This is a genomic window from Kitasatospora sp. NPDC101157, from assembly GCF_044768255.1.
Classification (GTDB): Bacteria; Actinomycetota; Actinomycetes; order Streptomycetales; family Streptomycetaceae; genus Kitasatospora.
Genome location: NZ_JBIWPL010000004.1, coordinates 167,851 through 188,881, shown reverse-complemented (window position 1 = coordinate 188,881; position 21,031 = coordinate 167,851). Strand labels below are relative to the sequence as shown.

The 21,031-nt window shown below is 73.8% G+C and carries 21 protein-coding genes and 1 other RNA gene; 10 read left to right on the top strand and 12 right to left on the bottom strand.

Annotation, left to right across the window (positions count from 1 at the left end; translation table 11 throughout):
- The first annotated feature begins 14 nt into the window (after positions 1-14).
- From ACIRVF_RS10575 to rnpB, 3 genes are all read left to right on the top strand, one after another.
- The gene (locus ACIRVF_RS10575; protein WP_402815913.1) at positions 15-1,493 is read left to right on the top strand and encodes an RNB domain-containing ribonuclease; all 1,479 of its coding nucleotides are present in this window, start codon (positions 15-17) and stop codon (positions 1,491-1,493) included.
- A gap of 126 nt (positions 1,494-1,619) precedes the next feature.
- On the top strand, positions 1,620-3,128 hold the full coding sequence (locus tag ACIRVF_RS10570; RefSeq protein WP_402815912.1) for an MFS transporter: 1,509 nt from the start codon (positions 1,620-1,622) through the stop codon (positions 3,126-3,128).
- Between the two features lie 13 nt (positions 3,129-3,141).
- Positions 3,142-3,539, top strand: an RNA gene (rnpB, locus tag ACIRVF_RS10565) — RNase P RNA component class A.
- Between the two features lie 112 nt (positions 3,540-3,651).
- Here the strand turns inward: rnpB and ACIRVF_RS10560 are convergent.
- From ACIRVF_RS10560 to ACIRVF_RS10550, 3 genes are all read right to left on the bottom strand, one after another.
- A complete protein-coding gene (locus tag ACIRVF_RS10560) occupies positions 3,652-3,918 on the bottom strand; it encodes a hypothetical protein (RefSeq protein ID WP_402815911.1) in 267 nt (88 codons plus the stop codon).
- Between the two features lie 14 nt (positions 3,919-3,932).
- Positions 3,933-4,190: a Prokaryotic metallothionein gene (locus ACIRVF_RS10555; RefSeq protein ID WP_402815910.1), complete on the bottom strand. Its 258-nt coding sequence runs from the start codon at positions 4,188-4,190 to the stop codon at positions 3,933-3,935.
- 120 nt (positions 4,191-4,310) lie between these two features.
- On the bottom strand, positions 4,311-4,709 hold the full coding sequence (locus ACIRVF_RS10550) for an ACT domain-containing protein (RefSeq protein ID WP_402815909.1): 399 nt from the start codon (positions 4,707-4,709) through the stop codon (positions 4,311-4,313).
- Positions 4,710-4,865: 156 nt separating this feature from the next.
- Between ACIRVF_RS10550 and ACIRVF_RS10545 the strand changes: the two genes are divergently transcribed.
- Positions 4,866-5,543 (top strand): PadR family transcriptional regulator, encoded by a 678-nt coding sequence (locus tag ACIRVF_RS10545; RefSeq protein ID WP_402815908.1) that lies wholly within the window; start codon positions 4,866-4,868, stop codon positions 5,541-5,543.
- A gap of 57 nt (positions 5,544-5,600) precedes the next feature.
- Here the strand turns inward: ACIRVF_RS10545 and ACIRVF_RS10540 are convergent, their stop codons facing one another.
- Both ACIRVF_RS10540 and ACIRVF_RS10535 read right to left on the bottom strand, forming a co-directional pair.
- On the bottom strand, positions 5,601-5,810 hold the full coding sequence (locus tag ACIRVF_RS10540; RefSeq protein WP_402815907.1) for a hypothetical protein: 210 nt from the start codon (positions 5,808-5,810) through the stop codon (positions 5,601-5,603).
- Positions 5,811-5,854: 44 nt separating this feature from the next.
- On the bottom strand, positions 5,855-6,073 hold the full coding sequence (locus tag ACIRVF_RS10535; RefSeq protein WP_402815906.1) for a hypothetical protein: 219 nt from the start codon (positions 6,071-6,073) through the stop codon (positions 5,855-5,857).
- Between the two features lie 429 nt (positions 6,074-6,502).
- Between ACIRVF_RS10535 and ACIRVF_RS10530 the strand changes: the two genes are divergently transcribed.
- Positions 6,503-7,201, top strand: a complete 699-nt coding sequence (locus ACIRVF_RS10530; RefSeq protein WP_380421308.1) for a bifunctional DNA primase/polymerase — start codon at positions 6,503-6,505, stop codon at positions 7,199-7,201.
- Positions 7,202-7,258: 57 nt separating this feature from the next.
- On the opposite strand, the gene map is transcribed toward ACIRVF_RS10530, so the two are convergent.
- Positions 7,259-8,104 carry a type I methionyl aminopeptidase gene (map, locus tag ACIRVF_RS10525; RefSeq protein WP_402815905.1) on the bottom strand — a complete coding sequence of 282 codons (846 nt, stop codon included), beginning with the start codon at positions 8,102-8,104 and terminating at the stop codon, positions 7,259-7,261.
- 106 nt (positions 8,105-8,210) lie between these two features.
- On the opposite strand from map, the gene ACIRVF_RS10520 reads away from it, so the two are divergent.
- On the top strand, positions 8,211-8,444 hold the full coding sequence (locus ACIRVF_RS10520) for a hypothetical protein (protein WP_402815904.1): 234 nt from the start codon (positions 8,211-8,213) through the stop codon (positions 8,442-8,444).
- 43 nt (positions 8,445-8,487) lie between these two features.
- Here ACIRVF_RS10520 and ACIRVF_RS10515 read toward each other — a convergent pair whose 3' ends face one another.
- Both ACIRVF_RS10515 and ACIRVF_RS10510 read right to left on the bottom strand, forming a co-directional pair.
- Positions 8,488-9,864: an MFS transporter gene (locus ACIRVF_RS10515; RefSeq protein ID WP_402815903.1), complete on the bottom strand. Its 1,377-nt coding sequence runs from the start codon at positions 9,862-9,864 to the stop codon at positions 8,488-8,490.
- A gap of 46 nt (positions 9,865-9,910) precedes the next feature.
- Positions 9,911-10,588 (bottom strand): hypothetical protein, encoded by a 678-nt coding sequence (locus tag ACIRVF_RS10510; RefSeq protein WP_402815902.1) that lies wholly within the window; start codon positions 10,586-10,588, stop codon positions 9,911-9,913.
- 47 nt (positions 10,589-10,635) lie between these two features.
- Here ACIRVF_RS10510 and npdG point away from each other — a divergent pair, with 47 nt between their 5' ends.
- Positions 10,636-11,328, top strand: coding sequence for an NADPH-dependent F420 reductase (gene npdG, locus ACIRVF_RS10505; protein WP_396534329.1), 693 nt, complete (start codon positions 10,636-10,638; stop codon positions 11,326-11,328).
- 113 nt (positions 11,329-11,441) lie between these two features.
- The gene (locus ACIRVF_RS10500; protein ID WP_030282548.1) at positions 11,442-11,624 is read left to right on the top strand and encodes a hypothetical protein; all 183 of its coding nucleotides are present in this window, start codon (positions 11,442-11,444) and stop codon (positions 11,622-11,624) included.
- A 17-nt stretch (positions 11,625-11,641) separates the two neighbouring features.
- On the opposite strand, the gene ACIRVF_RS10495 is transcribed toward ACIRVF_RS10500, so the two are convergent.
- Positions 11,642-12,457 (bottom strand): site-2 protease family protein, encoded by an 816-nt coding sequence (locus ACIRVF_RS10495; RefSeq protein WP_402815901.1) that lies wholly within the window; start codon positions 12,455-12,457, stop codon positions 11,642-11,644.
- 218 nt (positions 12,458-12,675) lie between these two features.
- On the opposite strand from ACIRVF_RS10495, the gene ACIRVF_RS10490 reads away from it, so the two are divergent.
- The gene (locus ACIRVF_RS10490) at positions 12,676-16,131 is read left to right on the top strand and encodes an AfsR/SARP family transcriptional regulator (protein ID WP_402815900.1); all 3,456 of its coding nucleotides are present in this window, start codon (positions 12,676-12,678) and stop codon (positions 16,129-16,131) included.
- Between the two features lie 119 nt (positions 16,132-16,250).
- Here ACIRVF_RS10490 and ACIRVF_RS10485 read toward each other — a convergent pair whose 3' ends face one another.
- The 3 genes from ACIRVF_RS10485 to panB all read right to left on the bottom strand — a co-directional run bounded on the left by ACIRVF_RS10485 (position 16,251) and on the right by panB (position 19,116).
- Complete coding sequence (locus ACIRVF_RS10485) at positions 16,251-17,072, bottom strand: ABC transporter permease (RefSeq protein WP_402815899.1); 822 nt, start codon at positions 17,070-17,072, stop codon at positions 16,251-16,253.
- Positions 17,069-18,094: an ATP-binding cassette domain-containing protein gene (locus ACIRVF_RS10480; protein ID WP_402815898.1), complete on the bottom strand. Its 1,026-nt coding sequence runs from the start codon at positions 18,092-18,094 to the stop codon at positions 17,069-17,071. The genes ACIRVF_RS10485 and ACIRVF_RS10480 overlap by 4 nt, the downstream gene beginning before the upstream one ends.
- 152 nt (positions 18,095-18,246) lie before the next feature.
- Positions 18,247-19,116 (bottom strand): 3-methyl-2-oxobutanoate hydroxymethyltransferase, encoded by an 870-nt coding sequence (gene panB / locus ACIRVF_RS10475; RefSeq protein WP_391489652.1) that lies wholly within the window; start codon positions 19,114-19,116, stop codon positions 18,247-18,249.
- A 279-nt stretch (positions 19,117-19,395) separates the two neighbouring features.
- Here panB and ACIRVF_RS10470 point away from each other — a divergent pair, with 279 nt between their 5' ends.
- The gene (locus ACIRVF_RS10470) at positions 19,396-21,018 is read left to right on the top strand and encodes a DHA2 family efflux MFS transporter permease subunit (RefSeq protein ID WP_402815897.1); all 1,623 of its coding nucleotides are present in this window, start codon (positions 19,396-19,398) and stop codon (positions 21,016-21,018) included.
- Positions 21,019-21,031 lie beyond the last annotated feature (13 nt).

Sequence of the window (21,031 nt, the reverse complement as noted above, 5' to 3'; positions counted from 1 at the left end):
CTACGCTGGCGTGCATGCCTCGCCGAAAGCTACGCGTCAAGGCCGCCGACTCCGCCCGGATCAACAGCGAGCTCGCCGAACTCCGCACCAGCCTGGAGATCCACACCGAGTGGCCCGAGGCCGTGCTCGCCGAGGCGGAGGAGGCGGCCGAGCGCCCCCGGCTGCCGGAGTACGACGCCACCGACCTGCCGCTGTTCACCGTCGACCCGCCCGGCTCCCGCGACCTCGACCAGGCCATGCACCTCACCCACCGCCCCGGCGGCGGCTACCGGGTGCACTACGCGATCGCCGACGTCGCCGCCTTCGTCCACCCCGGCGGCGCCATCGACACCGAGGCCCGCCGCCGGATCGAGACCATCTACTTCCCCGACCACCGCGTCCCGCTGCACCCCACCCGGATCTCCGAGGACGCCGCCAGCCTGCTCCCCGGCGAGACCCGCCCCGCCCTGCTCTGGCAGCTGGACCTGGACGCCGACGGCGCCGTCGTGCTGGCCGACCTGCGCCGCGCCCTGGTGCGCTCCCACCGCCGCCTGGACTACGCCGCCGTCCAGCGCGCCGTGGACCTCGGCGGCGCCGACGAGCAGCTCGCCCTGCTCGCCACCGTCGGCCGGCTGCGCGAGGAGCAGGAACGCGCCCGGGGCGGGATCAGCCTGCCGGTGCCCGAGCAGGAGGTCGAGGAGACCCTGCACGGCTACGTCCTCGGCTACCGCGCGCCCGGCCCCGCCGACGGCTGGAACGCCCAGATCTCGCTGCTCACCGGCATGGCCGCGGCCGAGCTGATGCTCGACGCGGGCGTCGGCCTGCTGCGCACCCTGCCCGCCGCTCCCGCCGCCGCGTACGAGCGGCTGCGCCGGATCGCCGCCGCCCTGGACGTCGACTGGCCGCAGGCCGTCCCGTACCCGGAGCTGATCCGCTCGCTGGATCCGGAGGTGCCGCTGAACGCCGCCTTCCTCAACGCCTGCACCGGACTGCTCCGCGGCGCCGGGTACCACGCCTTCGACGAGTCCCGCGGTCTTCCGGCCCCCGCCGAGCCGGGGCACGCCGCGCTGGCCGCCCCGTACGCGCACTGCACCGCGCCGCTGCGAAGGCTCGGCGACCGCTTCGCCCAGGAGGTGTGCGCGGCGGTGGCGGCGGGGGAGGAGGTGCCGGACTGGGTGCGCGAGGCGCTGCCGGACGTGCCGGCGCTGATGGCGCGCGGGGACCGGCGGGCGGGCGAGGTCGAACGGGCCTGCGTGGACCTGGTGGAGGCGGAGCTGCTGGTCGGCCGGGAGGGCGAGGACTTCTCCGCGGTGGTCGTCGAGGTGGACGGGAAGCGCCCCGGCTCGGGCACCGTCCAGCTGCGCGAGCCCGCCGTCCGGGCCCGCTGCGACGCCGCGGGCCCGGACGGCGCGCCCGGGGCGGCCCCCGCCGGGCTGCCACTCGGCCGGACGATCGACGTCAGGCTGACCAGGGCCGATCCGGCCACCCGGACGGTCCGCTTCGCCGCCGTCTGACGCGCGGTCGGGGGACGGTCCCGAGCCCGGCTGCCCGACCGCCACCGGCCGCAAGGCCGCCGGCCGGCCACCCTTACGGTCCGTCGTTGCGCCCCGACTCCGCCCCGGGGGTGGGAGGATCGGTCCGTGCTCGATCCCAAGCCCCCCGCACCCGCCGCCGTCCGCGTCCCCGACACCGGGCGGCGCCGCCGTCTGCTCGTCCTCGCGATCTGCTGCCTGAGCCTGTTCATCGTCGGCCTGGACAACACGGTGGTGAACATCGCGCTGCCGGTGATCCAGAAGGACCTGGACGCCCCGGCCTCCGGCCTGCAGTGGATCATCGACGCCTACACCCTGGTGCTGGCCTCGCTGCTGATGCTGTTCGGCTCGGTGGCCGACCGCTTCGGCCGCCGCCGGGTGTTCCAGATCGGGCTGACCTGCTTCGCGCTCGGCTCCCTGCTGTGCAGCCTGGCGCCGAGCCTGGAGTGGCTGGTGGCCTTCCGGGCGCTGCAGGCGGTGGGCGGCTCGATGCTCAACCCGGTGGCGATGTCGATCATCACCAACACCTTCACCGACCCGAAGGAACGGGCCCAGGCGATCGGCGTCTGGGGCGGCGTGGTCGGCATCTCGATGGCGCTCGGCCCGCTGCTCGGCGGCTTCCTGGTGGACGGCGCCGGCTGGCCCTCGATCTTCCTGATCAACGTTCCGGTGGCCCTGCTCGCCATACTGCTGACCGTCCGTTACGTCCCCGAGTCGCGCGCGCCGCGGCCGCGCCGGCTCGACCCGGTGGGGCAGCTGCTGATGATCGTGCTGCTCGGCTGCGGCACCGCGGCGATCATCGAGGGCCCGGGCAACGGCTGGACCTCCCCGCTGATCCTCGCCCTGGCCGCGGCCGCGGTGGCCGCGCTGATCGCGTTCCCGCTGTGGGAACGGCGGGTCGCCGAGCCGCTGGTGGACCCGCGGTTCTTCGCCAGCGCGCCGTTCACCGGAGCCACCGTCACCGCGGTCTGCGCCTTCGCCGGGCTCGGTGGCTTCCTCTTCCTCAACACCCTCTACCTCCAGGACGTCCGGCACTACGCGCCGGTCGAGGCCGGCCTGTGGACGCTGCCGATGGCCGGGCTGATGCTGGTCTGCGCGCCGCTGTCCGGACGGATCGTCGGCAGCCGGGGCCCGCGCCTGCCGCTGGTGGTGGCCGGGCTCGGCATGGCCGCCAGCGGCCTGTTGCTCACCCGGCTGACCGCCGACTCCCCGGCCGCGCTGCTGCTGGTCGCGTACGCGCTGTTCGGCTTCGGCTTCGGCCTGGTCAACGCGCCGATCACCAACGCGGCCGTCTCCGGGATGCCGCGCTCCCAGGCGGGCGTGGCCGCCGCCGTCGCCTCGACCAGCCGGCAGGTCGGCCAGTCGCTGGGCGTCGCGGTGATCGGTACGGTCGTCACCTCGGCCGTGGTCGGCCCGATGGCCACCGGCTTCGCCCCGGCCAGCCACGCCGGCTGGTGGATCCTGGTCGGCCTGGGCGGTGCCGTCCTCGTCCTGGGCCTGCTCACCACCGGTGCCTGGGCCACCGGCACCGCCGCCCGGGTGGCCGCCCGCCTCGGTGCCGAGCCCCCGGTGGCCCGGTCCGGTGTTCGGGAGGCCCCGCCCGAGCGGCTACCATGACCACTACGGCGGAAGAGCCGGCCGGGCGGTCGCGACGGGTCCCTGACCCGCCGAGGAACGTCCGGGCTCCACAGAGCAGGGTGGTGGGTAACGCCCACCCGGGGTGACCCGCGGGACAGTGCCACAGAAAACAGACCGCCCACCGCTACGGCGCGTGGGTAAGGGTGAAACGGTGGTGTAAGAGACCACCAGCGACCGGGGTGACCCGGCCGGCTAGGTAAACCCCACCTGGAGCAAGGTCAAGATCGGCGCCTCCGGGCGCCGTGCGCGAGTGTTCGAGGGCTGCTCGCCCGAGCTCGCGGGTAGACCGCACGAGGCTGTCGGCAACGGCAGCCCTAGATGGATGGCCGCCTCCCCGGGCCGCGCAAGCAACCCGGGAGACAGGACCCGGCGTACAGGCCGACTCTTCCGTCCCTGTGCAGCAGGAGGCCCCCGGTCCGCGCTCGAACGGCGCGGGCCGGGGGCCTTCGTGCGTCGGTGGGCCGACCGCCCGGGCGGGCGGCAGATGGTCCCGCCCCCCCGGTCACGGGAGGTCGACGGGGACGAACATCCGGTTGGAGCTGGCGTACTGCGGTTTGAGGACGTGGACCACGTCCATGGGCCGGGCGCTCCCGCTCACGACGAGGGGGTCGTACACGACGGCGTTGACCGTGTGCCCCTGGGCCTCCAGGAAGGAGCGCAGGTAGACCCCGGGGTCGGCGAGGAAGTCCGTCCGCTCGTCGTCAGCGAGGTCGAGCCGGTAGGTCTCGACCTCGAACGCGTCCTGCTTCGTGCGGGTCGGGCGGGGCACGGGGAACGCCCCTCCTAGGCCGGGTGGGCGCCGACGGCGTCGCGGATCTGTTCGCCGAGGCCGCCGTTGACGCGGGCGCAGTTGGCGCAGCAGAAGAACATTCCGGCCACCTCGACGCCGTGGCCGACGATGCGGACGTGGCAGTGTTCGCAGCGAGGGGCGAGCTTCTCCATCGCGCACTCGAAGCTGTCGAAGGTGTAGGTGTCGCCGGTGACCGTCTTGATCTCGAAGGCGAGCCAGTAGTCGTTGCCGCAGGTGACGCAGATGGCCATGGCGGCCGTCTCCTTCCGGTGGGGCCGGCCCTGGCGGGGCGGCTCCCTTCCAGTGTCGAAGGGTCGGTCGGCGGCGGCCACCCGGCGGGACCGTCGGGCGGAGTGCCCGGACGGGGCCGGTCAGGCGGAGCGGGCGGAGAGCTCCTCCAGGGCCCGGACGGCGCGCTCGGCGTCGTCGGCGGCGACGAACAGGTGGTCGTGGTGGAAGCCGGCCACCACGTTGCAGCTGATCCCCTCCTCGGCGAGCCGCCCGGCCACCGCCGCGGTCAGTCCGACGGCTTCCAGCGCGGAGTGGATCTGCAGGGTGATCCAGGCCGCGACGTACTCGTAGCGCAGCCCGAGGGCGTCCGCCTCCTCCTGGGCGACGACCACCGTCACCCCTTCGGGTTCGGCGACGGTCACCACCGGCCGCATCCCGGCGGGCACCTTCGCGGGGAGGGTGCAGTAGACGTACCGCCCCGGGTTGAGCTGCGGGCGCATCCCGCGCAGCAGGGTCGCAAGGTCTCGTTCACCGGCCATGCCCGTCACCGTATCCGCTCGCCCGCGGTCACGCCGTCCGCCGGAGCCGTGTCGGAATCCGTTGACGAGCGACAGTCACCGATATATCGTCGAACTATCGAGACAGTGACTCGACTGTTTCGGAGAACCGGATGGAACCTCAAGGAGGTGGGCGCCATGCGCTCAGGAATGCGATTTCGAGGAGAGGACCCGCGCGGCGGCGGACGACGCCGCGGGCCGGGTCCGGAGTTCCGGGGGATGCCCGGGGAGGGCTTCGAGGGGCGGCCGGCCTTCGGCGGCTTCGGCCCGCCGTTCGGCGGCGGCGGCCCCGGCCGGCCGATGGGCGGCCCGTTCGGGCACGGCTTCGGCGGGCACGGCGGTCGGCGCGGCGGACCGCACGGGCGGCGCGGCGGCCGGGCCCGGCGCGGTGACGTCCGGGCCTCGCTGCTGGCGCTGCTCAAGGAACGGCCGATGCACGGCTACGAGATGATCGCCGAGATCACCGAGCGGACCAACGGGGCCTGGCGTCCCAGCCCGGGTTCGATCTACCCCAACCTGCAGCTGCTGGAGGAGGAGGGGCTGATCACCGCGGAGGAGGTCGGCGGCAAGCGGCTGGTCTCGCTCACCGAGGCGGGCCGGGCCGAGGCCGAGTCCGGGCCTGCGGAGCCGTGGGCCGAGGCCGGCCGGGAGGTCGACTGGGAGGCCGTCCAGGAGGTCGGCCAGGCGCTCGCCGCGGTCGAACAGGCCGTCCAGCAGGTCATGCGGACCGGCAGCGAGGCGCAGCGCGCCAAGGGCCTGGCGGTGCTGACCGAGGCCCGCAAGAAGCTGTACCTCGTCCTCGCCGAGGATGACTGACCGGCCCGGGGGGACCGGTTCCGCCGGCGGGCCGGTGGACACGGGCGGTGCGGCTGCTCAGGGGCGGACCACGAACAGGGCCGCGCAGGCGAGCAGCAGCACCGCCCAGCCGAACCAGAGCCAGCCGTCCGGGCCGATCGTCACGGAGTAGAGGCTCACCACCAGCAGCAGCGCCGCGGTCACCCCGGCGACCTGCCGGTTGTGGTGGGCGGCCGCCTGCGCGCGGCTCCTGCGGTGCCGTACCGGGTGCCGAACCGTCCTGGCCATGCCGACCTCCCGGGGAGGCGAGGGGGGAACGGACGGGCGGGCCGTCAGCCGGAGGCCGCCTCGTCGTACTCGTAGCGCCAGAACCAGCTGAGCCCCCGCACCTGCTTGCTCCGGACGTACACCAGTGTGCGCGCGGGGGAGTCGCCGTGCGCGGGGACCGGGACCTTGTACTTCTTGGGCACGCCGAGCATCGGCCCCAGCGGGATCGGGAGGACCGTCCCGTCCAGGGGGCCGCCGACGAATTCGGTGTCCGCGCTCTTCACCCCTCCAGGGTCTCACCTCCACGCGGTGGCCACGCCGGGCCCACCCCGCGGCGGAGGCCGGGTGAGCACGGGGTGTCCGGAGTGTGACCGGAGAGGCACCGCCCCCGGTCATCGGGAGGCCCCGCGCACCCTTATCCTTCCTGTTACGCCCTCGGGGTCCACCCCGGGTCAGCGGGCCCCGTACGGGCCGGGTGAGGCGCGAGTCAGCGTGCCCTCCGGCCGTCACCGGCGCGGACAGCATGCTGCCGCGACAGGCGTACCGAGACCCGGGCGTCGGCCGTCCGGTGATCCCGGGCCGCGGCCGGCAGGGCGCGGACAGCAGGGCCGAGCACCGCCCCGGGAAGCAGCGGGGGGCGCTGTGCGTTGCGTCGGAGTGGTACGTCGAACGCTGTGTCGCACCAGGCACGGCAGTTGCGCGGAAGGGGCCCGATGGAAGCCGGCAGCAGGTGGACCACCTGGTGGCAGAAGCGTGACCGACAGCGGGCCCGCCCCGACGGTGCGGACCCGGCCGCCAGACTGGACCAGCTGCTCGGCGCCGTGCGCGCCGGATTCCCCCTCGCGCCCGCCGCCCACCCGGCCGGCTACCGCTGTTCATGCGACCGGGTGGCCTGTCCGGCTCCGGCCCAGCACCCGGTCTCCTTCGCCTGGCAGACCCAGGCCACCACCGACCCCGAGCAGCTCTCCCGCTGGCTCTCCCGCGACCCGCGGGCCAACTTCGTCACCGCCACCGGGCGGGTGCACGACGTGCTGGACGTCCCGGCCGAGGCCGGCCGGCTGGCTCTGGAGCGGCTGACCGCGCTGGGCGTCGAGGGCCCGGTCGCCGCCGTCGGCGAGGACCGCTACCTGTTCTTCACCGCCACCCGCGGCACCCCGCAGGACGAGGACGAGTGGTGGGACAGCGCGCTCGACTCGACCCCGGACACCATGTCCGAGCACCCCGGCCTGCGGTGGCACTGCCGCGGCTCGTACACCCTGCTCCCGCCGGCCGCGCTGCCGGACGGTTCCCAGGTGCGGTGGCTGCGCGGGCCCGAACTGCCGCTGCCGGACCCGCTGCGGGTGCTGGACGTGCTCACCGACGCCTGTACCGAGGTGGGCGCCGTCGCCGAGGAGCAGTGGCTCATCGGCTGACGGCTGCCCCTTCGGGCGCGGTCACGGCTGGGCTCACGGCAGGGCCCACGCCAGGGCTCACGGCAGGGTGAGGATCTCCGCACCGTCCGCCGTGACCACCAGGGTGTGCTCGAACTGGGCGGTGCGCTTGCGGTCCTTGGTGACGACCGTCCAGCCGTCCGGCCAGATCTCGTAGTCGTAGGTGCCCAGCGTGAGCATCGGCTCGATGGTGAAGGTCATGCCGGGCTTGATGACCTCGGTGGCCCGCTCGCTGTCGTAGTGCGGGACGATCAGGCCGGAGTGGAACGACGTGTTGATGCCGTGTCCGGTGAAGTCCCGCACCACGCCGTAGTCGAAACGCTTGGCGTAGGACTCGATGACCCGTCCGATGACGTTGATCTGACGGCCCGGCTTGACCGCCTTGATCGCCCGGTTGAGGGCCTCCCGGGTGCGCTCGACCAGCAGCCGGGACTCCTCGTCCACGTCGCCGACCAGGTAGGTGGCGTTGAGGTCGCCGTGCACCCCGTGGATGTACGCGGTGGCGTCGATGTTGACGATGTCGCCGTCCTGGAGCACCGTCGAGTCCGGGATGCCGTGGCAGATCACCTCGTTGATGGAGGTGCAGACGGACTTGGGGAAGCCGCGGTAGCCCAGGTCGGACGGGTAGGCGCCGTGGTCGCACATGTACGCGTGGGCGACGGCGTCCAGCGCGTCCGTGGTGACGCCGGGGGCGATCAGCTTCGCCGCCTCCTCCATCGCCCGGGCGGCGATCCCGCCCGCGATCCGCATCTTCTCGATCGTCTCGGCGGTCTGCACCTCGGGCCCGGTGTACGGCGTCGGCGCGGGCTTGCCGACGTACTCGGGGCGCGCGATGTGCGCCGGGACCTTGCGGGTGGGGGACTGGATGCCGGGTACGAGAGCCATGGCGGCGAGTCTAGCCGCCGGGCCCGGCCGCCCCGGGGGGGTGTGCGGACCGGTCCGGCCCGGGGAATGATCGGTACCGACCTCTAACTCTGGACGGGAGAGCGCCATGCCCCTCGGATTCCACCGCAAGCCGACCGGCCAGCCGGGCGAGTGGTTCTACTGCATCAAGCACGGCAAGGTCGAGGAGGGCCCCGAGTGCCCCGCCAAGGACCGTCTCGGCCCCTACGCCACCCCCGAGGAGGCCGCCCAAGCCCTCCGGACCGCCGACGAACGCAACCGCGAGTGGCAGAACGACCCCCGCTGGTCCGACAAGCCCGAGAACGACAGCGCTTCCGAGTAGCCCGCCGCAGTGCCCCGCGCCCGGCGCCCGCCCCGCCCCGGGGTCACACCGCCGGGGCGGGGCTCTCCAGTTCGGCGCGTTCGTGGGCGGCGCGTTCCTGGGCGGCGCGTTCCTGTTCGGCGCGTTCGTGGGCGGCGCGGACGGCCGCGGTGTGGGGGTCGGTGCGGTCGTCGTGGGCGAGGAGCCTGGGGAGGGCGGCGGCGAGGGCGAGGACGGCGGCGATGCAGGCCAGGCCGCCGGTCCAGACGGCGGCGCGGACCCCGATCAGACCGGCCACGGTGCCGGCCCGGACCTGGCCGAGCTGGGGGCCGACGGAGTAGCTGAGCAGTTCGACCCCGGCCATCCGACCGCGGAGCTCGTTCGGGATGGACCGGTTCCACATGGTGGAGCGGGCGATCCCGCTGACCTGGTCCGCGCCGCCGGCCAGGGCCAGTCCGAACAGCACCAGCCAGACGTTCCCGGCCAGTCCGGCCAGGGTCATGGCCGCACCCCAGCCGACCGCGGCGACCACCAGCAGCCGGCCGTGCCGGTGGACCCGTGACGTCCAGCCGCTGGTCGCGCCGACCAGCAGGCCGCCGACGGCGGAGGCCGCGTACATCGGACCGAGCGCCCAGTCCGCCCCCAACTCCGAGGCCAGGAACGGGAAGACGGCCACCGGGAAGGCGAACAGCATGGCGCAGAGGTCGATCGCGTAGGTGCCGAGCAGGTCCTTGCGGCTCCACGCGTACCGCACGCCGGTGAGCACCGCCCGTACGGACGGGCGTTCGGCGCCGGTGGACGGCGGCACCGCCCTGATCCGGACGAGCAGCAGCAGTGAGACGACGAAGGTCAGCACGTCCAGCGCGTACGCGGTCTGCACGCCGGAGAAGGCCACCACGACACCGGCCAGCGCCGGCCCGGCCACCGAAGCGACGTTGTGGTAGAGCGACTTGAGGGCGAAGGCGGCCGTCAGGTGCTGGTGGGCGACGATCCGCGGCAGCAGCGAGTCCAGGGCCGGTCGCTGGAGGCCGTCGCAGGCCGCGACCAGCGCGGCGACCAGGTAGAGCGGCCAGAGCACCGGGTGCGGCAGCAGGGCGTTGAGCAGCAGCAGTCCGGCGAGCAGGCCGAGCGCGGCCTCCGAGCGCAGCACCAGCTTGCGGCGGTCCAGGGCGTCGGCCAGGGCGCCGCCCCAGAGGCCGAAGACGATCAGCGGAACGAGTTCGACGGCGCCGATCAGGCCGACCGCGAAGGAGGAGTCGGTGAGCTCCTTGATCTGCATCGGCAGGGCGACGTACGTCAGGAAGCTGCCGAAGCTGGTGACGCAGCCGCTGGTCCACAGGTAGCGGAAGTCGCGGGAGGCGCGCCACGGGGACAGGTCGGGTGCCAGCGAGCGCAGCAGCCTGCGTGTCCGACCGGTATGCGGTGGTTCGTCGTCGTTCACGAACGACCATCCTGGGTCGGCTGCTCGACTCCCCGCAACGGGTTTTTCACCAGCGGCTGAGCGAGGGCGCCGAGGTCAGCCGCCCGGCGAGCTCGGCCAGCCGGTCCAGGGCGGAGCGGCGGCCGACCGGCTGCCCGGCGGCGGCGCTGACCAGGTGCTGGGCGAGGTCGAAGGGCTCCTCGGCGGCGGTGCCGACCGCGAGGCGCTCGTGCGCGAGGTCGGCGAGATCGGCGAGGCCGGTGCGGACGGTGCGGCCGGTGCGGACGGTGCGGCCGTCGGGGCCGGACAGCTCGTCGTGAGGGGCGGAGGCGACGGGGCCGGCGCCGTCCAGCGCGAGCACGGTCGCGCCGTGCCGACGGGCGTCCCGCACCCGCTCCAGCAGCGGGGCGTCCGCCGCCGCCGGGGCCACCACCAGCACGGTGGCGCCGCGTCCGGCCCCGGTGAGCCGCCGCAGGTCGTGCGCCAGGTGGACCGGGGCGGTGGCGGGCGGGCGGTGCCGCAGCAGGGTGGGGGCCAGCCGGGGGACGGCCGACCAGGCGGCCTCGTCCTCCAGGTGGGCCGCCAGGTGCCAGGGCTCGTACGCCTCGGTGCCGACCAGCAGCAGCTCGCCCGCCCCGCGCCGTTCCACCGAGCGCCGCAGCGAGCCGGCGAAGCCGCCGACCGCCTCCAGCCAGCCGGTGCCCGCGAGCCGCTCCCGGAGTGCCGAAACTCTCACAGCGTCCATGCGGGCCAGGATGTCGCGGCGGGCCTCCGGTTTGGGAAGATCGGCCCATGACTTCCCTCGATTCAGCGACAAACCCGGCCCACGAGCTGCCGGACGTCTCGCAGCTGGTGGTCGGCGTCCTCGGCGGCACCGGTGACCAGGGGCGCGGGCTGGCCCTGCGACTGGCCAAGGCCGGCCAGCAGGTGATCATCGGCTCCCGCGACGGCGCCCGGGCCGAGGCCTCGGCCGCCGAGCTGGGCGTCGGCGTGCGCGGTGCCGACAACGCCACCGTCGCCCGGGAGAGCGACGTGGTGATCATCGCGGTGCCGTGGGAGGGCCACGCCGCCACCCTGACCGCGCTGCGCGAGGAACTGGCCGGAAAGATCGTCGTCGACTGCGTCAACCCGCTCGGCTTCGACAAGCAGGGCGCGTACGCGCTGAAGCCGGAGGAGGGCAGCGCCGCCCAGCAGGCTGCCGCCCTGCTGCCGGACTCCCGGGTCACCGCCGCCTTCCACCACCTCTCGGCGGTGCTGCTGCAGGACGAGTCGGTGGAACGGATCGACACCGACGTCATGGTGCTCGGCGACGACCGGGCCGCCACCGACGTGGTGCGGGCGCTGGCGAGCCTGATCCCCGGCATGCGCGGCATCTACTCCGGCCGGCTGCGCAACGCCCACCAGGTGGAGGCCCTGGTGGCCAACCTGATCTCGGTCAACCGCCGCTACAAGGCCCACGCGGGCCTGCGGATCACCGACGTGTGACCCGGGAGCGCCGCGCCGACCTCACCCCTGGAACCCCTCCGGAGGTGAGGTCGGCGACAATGGGGGGCGGCCGCCACCCGGCCGTCCGTACCCGGTCCTAGGAGCCCCGCGCCATGCCTCGCACGTCCCTCTTCGCCCTGCTCGTCGTCGTCCTCGCGCTGGCGGCCGCCGTGGTCTCGGTGGTCCAGGGCTTCTGGCTCGGACTGATCTGGCTGCCGCTGGCCGGGGTGGCCAGCAACGTGCTGTGGATGAACCGGCGCCGGGCCAAGCTGGCGGAGGCGGCCGAGCAGGCCTAGTTCCCGCCGGACGGGCCCTAGCTCTTCCAGAAGCTGAACAGGTACCGGCCGACCGTCGCGTAGTCGGTGTCCACGCCGAACAGGCCCATCAGGTCGTGGACGATCCCGAAGAAGAACGAGTTCACCTCGGGCTGCCACAGCAGCGCGAACACCGCGAGCATCCCGTACGGTGCGAACGGCTCGACCGAGCGCCGGGTCTTGGCGGAGAGCCAGGGCTCGATGATCCCGTAGCCGTCCAGGCCGGGCACCGGCAGCAGGTTCAGCAGGGCCGCGCTGAGCTGGAGCAGGCCGAGGAAGCCGAGGGCGCAGGCGAACGGCGAGTAGGGCAGCTCGTAGCCGTAGAAGGTGGCGTGCAGGTCCGAGCCGTCCAGCCACCCGGCACCGACCGGGACCAGCAGCGCCGCCGCGAACACCAGGTTCACCAGCGGCCCGGCCGCCGAGATCAGGCTGTGCTTGAGCCGGCCCTGGATCCGGTGGCGCTCGATCCACACCGAGCCGCCCGGCAGGCCGATGCCGCTCAGGATCATGAAGACGATCGGCAGCACGAGGCTGAGCAGCACGTTGGTGTACTTCAGCGGGTTGAGCGTGAGGTACCCCTTGGCGCCGACGGTGATGTCACCGCCGTGCAGCGCGGTGCGCGCATGGGCGTACTCGTGCAGGCAGAGGGAGACCATCCAGCCCGAGACCACGAACAGGAACACCCCGAACCGGGCGTTGCCGAAGCCCGAGTACACCGCCCAGGCGGAGGTGCCGAGGGTGGCGAGGAGCACCCAGAACACCGGGCTGATCCGGCGGTCCTCGCTGCGGGAGCGCGGCGTGGCGGCGAAGGTCATCTGTGGGTGCTCCGGGTGCAGAGGGAGGTGGCGGGTACGGGCTGGGGTCGATCATGCCGGGCGGGCCGGTGACCGGACAAGCCGCTCAGGGGTGAACGTCCGAGGGGCGCCGCCCGGTTCCGTCGGGCGCGCGGGCGGGGTGCCCGCCGGAACAGCGGGCGCGGTGGCCGCCGGAACAATTGTGCGCCCGGACTCCGGGGATCGACCAGAATGGACCGGTGCACTACGGCATCCTCGGCACCACCACGGCCCACCACGACGACGGCACGCCGGTCCCGCTCGGCGGTGCCCGGCTGCGGGCGCTGCTCACCGCGCTCGCCCTGCGGCAGGGCCGGCCCGTCCCGGCCGACCTGCTGGTGGACGAGGTGTGGGAGGCCGAGCCGCCGCAGGACTCCTCCGCGGCGCTGCAGACCCTGGTCGGCCGGCTGCGCCGCACCATCGGCCGGGAGCGGATCGGCTCCGGACCGGCCGGGTACTGGCTGACCGGCCCGGCCACCGACCTGGCCGACTTCCAGCGGCTGAGCGCCGACGGCCGCCGCGCCCTCGACGCCGGCGACCACGCGCTGGCCGCCGAACGGCTGCGCGCCGCGCTGGCGCTCTGGCGCGGCCCCGCCCTGGCCGACCTGCCCGACCGGGCCGGCCCGGCCGCCCGGCTGGAGGCCCAGCGGGACGAGGCCCGCCGGCACCGGATCACCGCCGACCTCGGACTCGGGCGGGCCGCCGAACTGGTCGCCGAGCTGGCCGAGTTGTGCGAACGGCAGCCACTGGACGAGCCCCTGCAACTGCTGATGCTGCGGGCCCTGCACGAGAGCGGCCGCACGGCCGAGGCGCTGCGCCACTACGAGCGCACCAGGCGTGCCCTGGCGGACGAGCTCGGCGCCGATCCCGGCCGACAACTCCAGGCGCTCCACGCCGAGTTGCTCAGGTCCACCGAGCCGCAGGCGGCGCCGGAACCCTCGCCGCCGAGGGCGAGGCCCGAGCCGGCGCCGCCGGTCGCCGTCGGCCCGGCCACCCCCGTCGCCGGTCCGGCCACCCCCGTCGCCGGCCCGGCCCCCGCCGCTGTCGGCCCGGCCACCCCCGCCGCCCAACTCCCGCGCGCCGCGGGGAACCTGCGCGGCCGGCTGACCAGCTTCGTCGGCCGGGAGGACGATCTCGCCACCCTGCGCCGCCTCCTGGTGGCGGACCGCCGGCTGGTCACCCTGACCGGCCCCGGCGGCTCCGGCAAGACCCGGCTGTCGGTCGAGGCCGGCCGCGCCGAGCAGTCCGCCGGGCACTGGCCGGACGGCGTCTGGCTGGCCGAACTCGCGCCCCTGGAGAGCCCGGAGGCCGTCCCCGCCGCCGTGGTCTCCGCGCTGGGCATGCGCGAGCTGGTGCTGCACAGCAAGAGCATGGTCGCCGAGGTGATCGAGAAGCGCGCCGAGGATCCGGTGCGCCGACTGGTCGAACACTGCGCCCACCGCCGGATGCTGCTCGTCCTCGACAACTGCGAGCACCTGGTCCAGGCCGCCGCCGACCTGGTCGACACCCTGCTCGCCGAATGCCCCGGGCTGACCGTGCTCGCCACCAGCCGCGAGCCGCTCGGCGTGCCCGGCGAGACGGTGCTGCCGGTCGAGCCGCTGCCCGATCCGGTGGCCGTGCGCCTGTTCACCGAGCGCGCCGCCGCCGCCCGTCCCGGCTTCGACCCGCGGAGCGACCCGCGGGCCTGCACCGAGATCTGCCGCCGCCTGGACGGCCTGCCGCTGGCCATCGAACTGGCCGCCGCCCGGCTGCGGGTGATGACGGCCCGCCAGATCGCCGACCGCCTGGACGGCCGGTTCGCGCTGCTCACCGCGGGAAGCCGCACCCTGCTGCCGCGTCAGCAGACCCTGCGCGCGGTGGTCGACTGGAGCTGGGACCTCCTGGGCAAGCGGGAACGGGCGGTGCTGCGCCGGCTCTCGGTGTTCGCGGGCGGCTGGCAGTTGGAGGACGCCGAGGCGGTCTGCGCCGACGGCGCCGAGGTGGTCGGCGGGGAGGTCGCCGACCTGCTGCTCTCCCTGGTCGACAAGTCCCTGCTGGTGGCCGACCTGGCCGACGACGGCGGCCAGCCGCGCTACCGGATGCTGGAAACCATCCACGAGTACGCCACCGAGCGCCTCGCCGAGTCCGCCGCCGAGCGCGACGCCACCGAGGCCCGCCACCTGGCGCACTTCCGCGCGCTGGTGGCCACCGCGGACCTGAACATCCACGGCCCCCGGCAACTGCACTGGCTGGCGGTGCTGGAGCGGGAGCAGGACAACATCCGGGCCGCGCTGCGCCGCGCGATCGACCTCGCGGACGAGGAGCAGGCGCTGGTGCTCGCCCTCGGGATGGGCTGGTACTGGTCGCTGCGCGGCTACAGCATGGAGGCGCGCGGCTGGTTCAACGCGATCGCGGCGCTCGGCCCGGACCCGTTCCGCCCGGACGCCCCGCGGCCGGTGCCGCTGGAGCGCAACGTGCTGGCGTACGGCCTGCCGATGCCCGAGGGGGTGGTCGAGGAGGCCCGCCGGCTGCTGGCGGTATTCCGGCTGATCGGGCTGTTCGAGGGGAACCTGGACGTGCTCGGCAACCCGGAGGCGGTGAGGGTCGCCGAACGGCTGCTGGACGTCTACACCGAGGACCTGCCGCAGTCCTACCGCTTCCCGGCGCTGATGCGGGTGTTCAGCGCCTTCCTGGCCGGCCGCCTGGAGCTGATGAAGGACCTGATGGACGACGCCGTCCGCGGCTGCGAGCGGCACGGCGACGCCAACGACCTGGCGTTCGCCCTGCAGGTCCGGGCCAGGATGCTGAACGACTGGCCGGAGGGCGAGGAGCAGAGCCTGCGGGACGGCCGGCGCTCCCTGGAGCTGTTCGAGCAGGCCGGCGACCTCTGGGGGGTCTCCCAGGCGCTGTCGGCCTGGGGCGAGTCGCTGGCCAACCGGGGCGACACCGAGGGCGCCGCCGCCGCGTACGAGCGGGCGATCGGACTGGCCGAGGAACTGGGTGCGCCGCACGAGGTGCCGATGCTGAAGGTGAGCCTCGGCAGCGTCCTGCTGGAGCGGGACATGGAACGCGGTGAGCGGATCGTCCGGGAGGCGCTGGCGGCCATCGACTCCCCGGCCCTCAACCAGGCCACCACCGGTGCCGTGCTGATCGGCCACCTGACGCTCTGTGGCCTGCAGGCCCACCGCGGCGACTACCAGGAGGCCCTGGCCGGGCTGGACGAGCTCGACGCGATCACCACGGGCGGGTTCGTGCCGGGCATCGTGAGCGGTCTGCTGCTCAGCACCCGCGGCTGGGTGACGGCCCGGTCCGGTGAGCCCGAGCAGGGCCTCGCCCTGATGCGCGAGGGCCGCCGCCGGCTGGTGGAGCTGACGGCCGCGAGCGGTTTCGCCGCGCAGATGGCGGCCATGGTGGTGCCCGCCGTGGTCGGTGTGCTGCGCGCCTTCGCGGAGCGGGACGGGGACCTGGAGCGCGCCCGGCAGGCGGCGGTGCTGCTCGGGGCGCACAAGGGGCTGAACGGCCCGAAGGGCGGCTTCCTGGAACGGGTGGAGCGCGAACGGTCGGCCGACGCGCTGCGGGCACTGCTGGGGGACGAGGCCTACGAGGCGGCCCACGCGGTGGGCGCGCAGATGACCAGGGAACAGACCCAGGCCGCGCTCTCGGGGTTGCTCGACTAGCCGGCGGGTTGCGGCTCCGGGCCGGCCGGTCGGTGCCCGTCCCCTGGTCACCGCCCGGCCGGCCCGTACTCCGGCCGGCGTCCTGTCCCTGGCCGTCGGCCGGCCCCACCCCGGCTCGCTCAGGTCCGCTTGCGGAAGCGGGCCACCGCGAGCGGGGCGAAGACCGCGGTCGAGACGGCGGACCAGATCAGCACGATCATCACCGGGTGGGCCACCGCCCCCTCGCCGTTGAGCAGTCCGCGGGAGGCGTCGGCCAGCGCGGACAGCGGGTTGACCTTGGTGAAGGACTGCAGCCAGCCCGGCATGGTGTCGGTCGGCGCGAAGATCGAGCTGCCGAACTGCATCGGCATCAGGACCAGCATGGAGACGCCCTGGACGGCCTGGGCGCTGCGCAGCGACATGCCCAGCAGCATCGAGATCCAGACGATCGACATGCCGAACACCAGCGACAGGCCGACCGCGGCCAGCAGTTCCGGCACGCCGGTCTTCAGCTCGAAGCCGAGGACGAGCGCGAAGCCCAGCAGGATCGCGGAGGAGAGCAGCGCCCGCAGCGACTCCGCCGCGAGCTTGGACAGCAGCACCGAGGCCCGTCCGATCGGCAGGGTGCGGAAGCGGTCCATCACCCCGGTCTGGAAGTCGCTGTTCAGGCCGGTGCCGACGGCCAGCGCCAGCGTCATGCCGGTCTGCCCGAGCAGACCGGGGACCAGGCGTTGGACGTAGGCGTCCTGACCGCCCGCGATCGCGCCGCCGAAGACGTAGACGAACAGCAGGGTGAAGACGATCGGCATCAGCACGGCGTCGAACATCGACTCCGGGTCGGCCTTGATCCGCATCAGGTTGCGGCGGGTCAGCGCGCCGATGTGGCGCAGGGTGCCGGCCAGGCCGATCCGGGTGTCGGCCCCGGAGTCGACCCGGGCGGGGATGAGCGTGGCGGTGGTCATGCGACGGGCTCCTTGACGAGGGCGTCGGCGGGCGCGGTGGCCGCGTCGGCGGTGGGCTTGCCGGTGATGGCGAGGAAGACCTCGTCCAGGCTGGGCACCTTGGTGTCGATGGCGGCGATCGCGAAGCCGCGTCCGCCGAGCACCCCGATCACGGCGGTGAGCTGCTCCTCGTCGACCAGCGGGACCGCGAGCAGTCCGTCGTCGGGGGAGATGGTGGCGGAGGCGATCCCGCTCTCGTGCAGGCAGCGGGCCATCTCCGGCAGTTCGGCCGGGTGGGCGGGGCGGACCTGGAGGATCTGGCCGCCGACCCTGGCCTTGAGCTCGGCGACGCCGCCGTTGGCGATCACCTTGCCCCGGTCGATGACGGTCAGCTCGTCGGCGAGCTGCTCGGCCTCCTCCATGTACTGGGTGGTCAGCAGCACGGTGCTGCCCTCGGCGACCATCCGCTGCACCTCGTCCCAGACCTCGTTGCGGGTGCGCGGGTCCAGGCCGGTGGTGGGCTCGTCCAGGTAGAGCACCCGGGGGCGGCCCATCATGCTGGCGGCCAGGTCGAGGCGGCGGCGCATGCCGCCGGAGTAGGTCTTGGCGGTCCGCTTGGCGGCCTCGGTGAGCGAGAAGCGCTCCAGCAGCTCGGCGGCCCGGGCCTTGGCCTCGCGGCTGGAGAGGTCGAGCAGCCGGCCGATCAGGTAGAGGTTCTCGTAGCCGGAGAGCAGCTCGTCCACGGAGGCGTACTGGCCGGTCAGGCCGATGGTGCGGCGCAGTTGCCTGGGCTGGCGCAGGACGTCGTAGCCGCCGACGAACGCGCTGCCGGCGTCCGGCTTGATCAGCGTGGAGAGGACGCGGACCAGCGTGGTCTTCCCGGCTCCGTTGGGGCCGAGCAGGGCGAGGACGGTGCCCTCGCCAACGGTGAGGTCGACGCCGTCGAGGGCCTTGGTGGTGCCGTAGTGCTTGACGATGCCGTGCACCTCGACGGCGTTCCCGGCTGTTCCCCGCGTGTTCGGGGCGGTGGCGATTCCTGTCATGGCCCCAGGTTGTCCGCCCCGTCTGTCAGCCCCCTGTCGCCGGCCCGCCACCGCTGTCAGCCCGCTGTCACCGCCCGTCCGGGCATGACAGCGGCCCCGCTCCCATCAGGGAACGGGGCCGCTGACCGCTCACGCGCGGGAGGTGGCGGGCGTCAGTGGAAGCTGTGCTCCGCCGCCGGGAAGGCGCCGGTGCGGACGTCGGCCGCGAACTCCCGGGCGGCCTCGCCGAGGACGCCGCGCAGGTCGGCGTACTTCTTGACGAACTTGGGCACCCGGCCGGCCGTCATGCCGGCCATGTCGGTCCAGACCAGCACCTGGGCGTCGGTCTCCGGGCCGCCGCCGATGCCGACGGTCGGGATCGCCAGCTGCTCGGTGACCTGGGCGGCGAGTTCGGCCGGGACGGCCTCCAGCACCACCGAGAAGGCGCCGGCCTGCTGCACGGCCTTGGCGTCACGCAGCAGCTGGTGGGCCGCCTCGTCGCCGCGGCCCTGGACCGGGTAGCCGCCGAAGGCGTGCACCGACTGCGGGGTGAGGCCGATGTGGGCCATCACCGGGATGCCGGCCTCGACCAGCAGCTCGATCGAGCGGGCGCTGCGCTCGCCGCCCTCCAGCTTGACCGCGCCGACCCCGGCCTCCTTCATCAGCCGGGCCGCGTTGCGCATGGCCTGCGCGGGCGACTCCTGGTAGGAGCCGAAGGGCAGGTCGGCGACGATCATGGCGCGCTGGGTGCCGCGGACGACGGCGGCGGAGAGCATCACCATCTGATCCATGGTCACCGGCACGGTGGTCTCGTAGCCGAGGTGGCAGTTGCCGGCCGAGTCGCCGACCAGCAGGACGGGGATCCCGGCCTCGTCGAACACGCCCGCGGTGAGGGCGTCGTAGGCCGTGAGCATCGCCCACTTCTCGCCGCGCTGCTTGGCGGCGGCGAGGTCGCGGACGGTGACGCGGCGGTTGGTGACCCCGCCGTAGAGGGTGGCGTTCGCCGCCTGGTTCTGGGCAGGCGAAGGCGAAGAAGCGTTCATCGAACGGACTCCTGAAAGGTTGTCGTCTCGTGGCGCCGTACGGCGTCCCCGGATCACCTCCATGCTTGCACGCCCCGGCGTGAGCGCAAAGAGGGGTGCCGTCGGCGGGGTGCGATCCACGCCACACCGGCCCCGGGGCGCGTCCCCGGGCTTTGCCGCCTTTTTACGAAACGGACTCGTCTCGTATCGTATTGCGCGCTACTCTGTTCCGGGGGGTTACGAGACGTCCGCGACTCGCAAATGCCCGCCAGTGCCACACCAACACGGACGGGAAGACCAATGACCACCGCAGCCGCGCCACCCCGTGTGCCGGAAGCCATCCACCGCAGGCGCTGGGCGATCCTGTGCACCCTGGTGCTCGCCCTGCTCGTCGTCGTGCTCGACAACTCGATCCTCAACGTCGCGATGAAGACCATCGCGACCCCCGCCCCGGTCGGACTGGGCGCCACCCAGAGCGACCTGGAATGGGCGATCAACTCCTACACCCTGGTGTTCGCCGGGCTGCTCTTCACCTCGGGCCTGCTCGGCGACCGCTTCGGCCGCAAGCTCGCGCTGCTGACCGGCATGGTGGTCTTCGGCATCGCCTCGCTGCTGTCCTCGATGTCCGGTTCGCCGGGTGAACTCATCGGCTACCGCGGCCTGATGGGCGTCGGCGCCGCGCTCGCGATGCCCGCCACGCTGGCGATCATCATGAACGTCTTCGAGCGCGAGGAGCAGCCCAAGGCGATCGGCATCTGGGCCGGCGCGGTCGGTCTGGCCATCGCCATCGGCCCGATCACCGGCGGCCTGCTGATCGAGCACTTCTGGTGGGGCTCGGTCTTCCTGATCAACGTCCCGATCGTGATCGTCGCGGTGATCGCGATGGCGATCCTGGTGCCCGAGTCCAAGGACCCCGACCCGGGCGCGCTCGACCCGATCGGCGTGCTGCTGTCGATCGTCGGCCTGGTGGCGCTGATCTACGGCATCATCAAGGGCGGCGAGCTGGCCGACTTCACCGCCTTCGCGGCCTGGGGACCGACCCTGCTCGGCGTGGTCGCGCTGGCCGCGTTCGTCGTCCACGAGCGCCGCATCCCGTTCCCCGCGCTGGACGTCACCTGGTTCCGCAACAAGGTGTTCAGTGCCTCCGTGGTCGTGGTCGGCGTGATCTTCTTCGCGCTGATGGGCGTCTCCTTCTTCGGCGTCTTCTACATCCAGAGCGTGCGCGGCTACAGCGCACTCCAGGCCGGTCTGCTGATGCTGCCGCTGGCCGTCGCCCAGCTGCTGTTCGCCCCCCGGGCCCGGCTGGTGGTCGAGCGCCTCGGCGTCGCCGCCACCGCCGCGGGCGGCATGGTGCTGGTCGCGCTCGGCTTCGTCGGCTACACCGTGCTGACCGCGACCACCCCGATCTGGGTGCTGATCGTGCTCGGCCTGGTGATGGGTACGGGAATGGCGCACGTCATGCCGCCGGTCACCGTCGCGATCATGGGGTCGCTGCCCCGGGAGAAGGCGGGCGCCGGCTCGGCCGTCAACAACACCTTCCGCCAGGTCGGCGGCTCGCTCGGGGTCGCGGTGCTCGGCGCGGTGCTCTCCACCGTCTACCGCGACGGGATGTCGGACACCCTCACCCACCTGCCCGAGGGGCTGCGCGACAAGGCGGGCGAGTCGCTGGAGGCCACCCTGGCCATCGCCGACCGGCTCCCCAACGGCGCGGGCAAGGCGCTGGTCGCCCCGGCGAACGACGCCTTCATCCACGCCATGCACGTGGTGGCCTCGCTCTCCGTCGGAATCTCGCTGGTCGGCGCGCTGGTCGCCTGGTTCCTGCTGCCGCGCCGCGCCGCGGCCCCGGCCGGCCCGGGCGGTCCCGGTGGCCGGGCCCCCGAGCAGCAGGACCGGGCCCGGGAGGCCGCGACCGCGGAGGCGTGATCCCGTGGGCGCC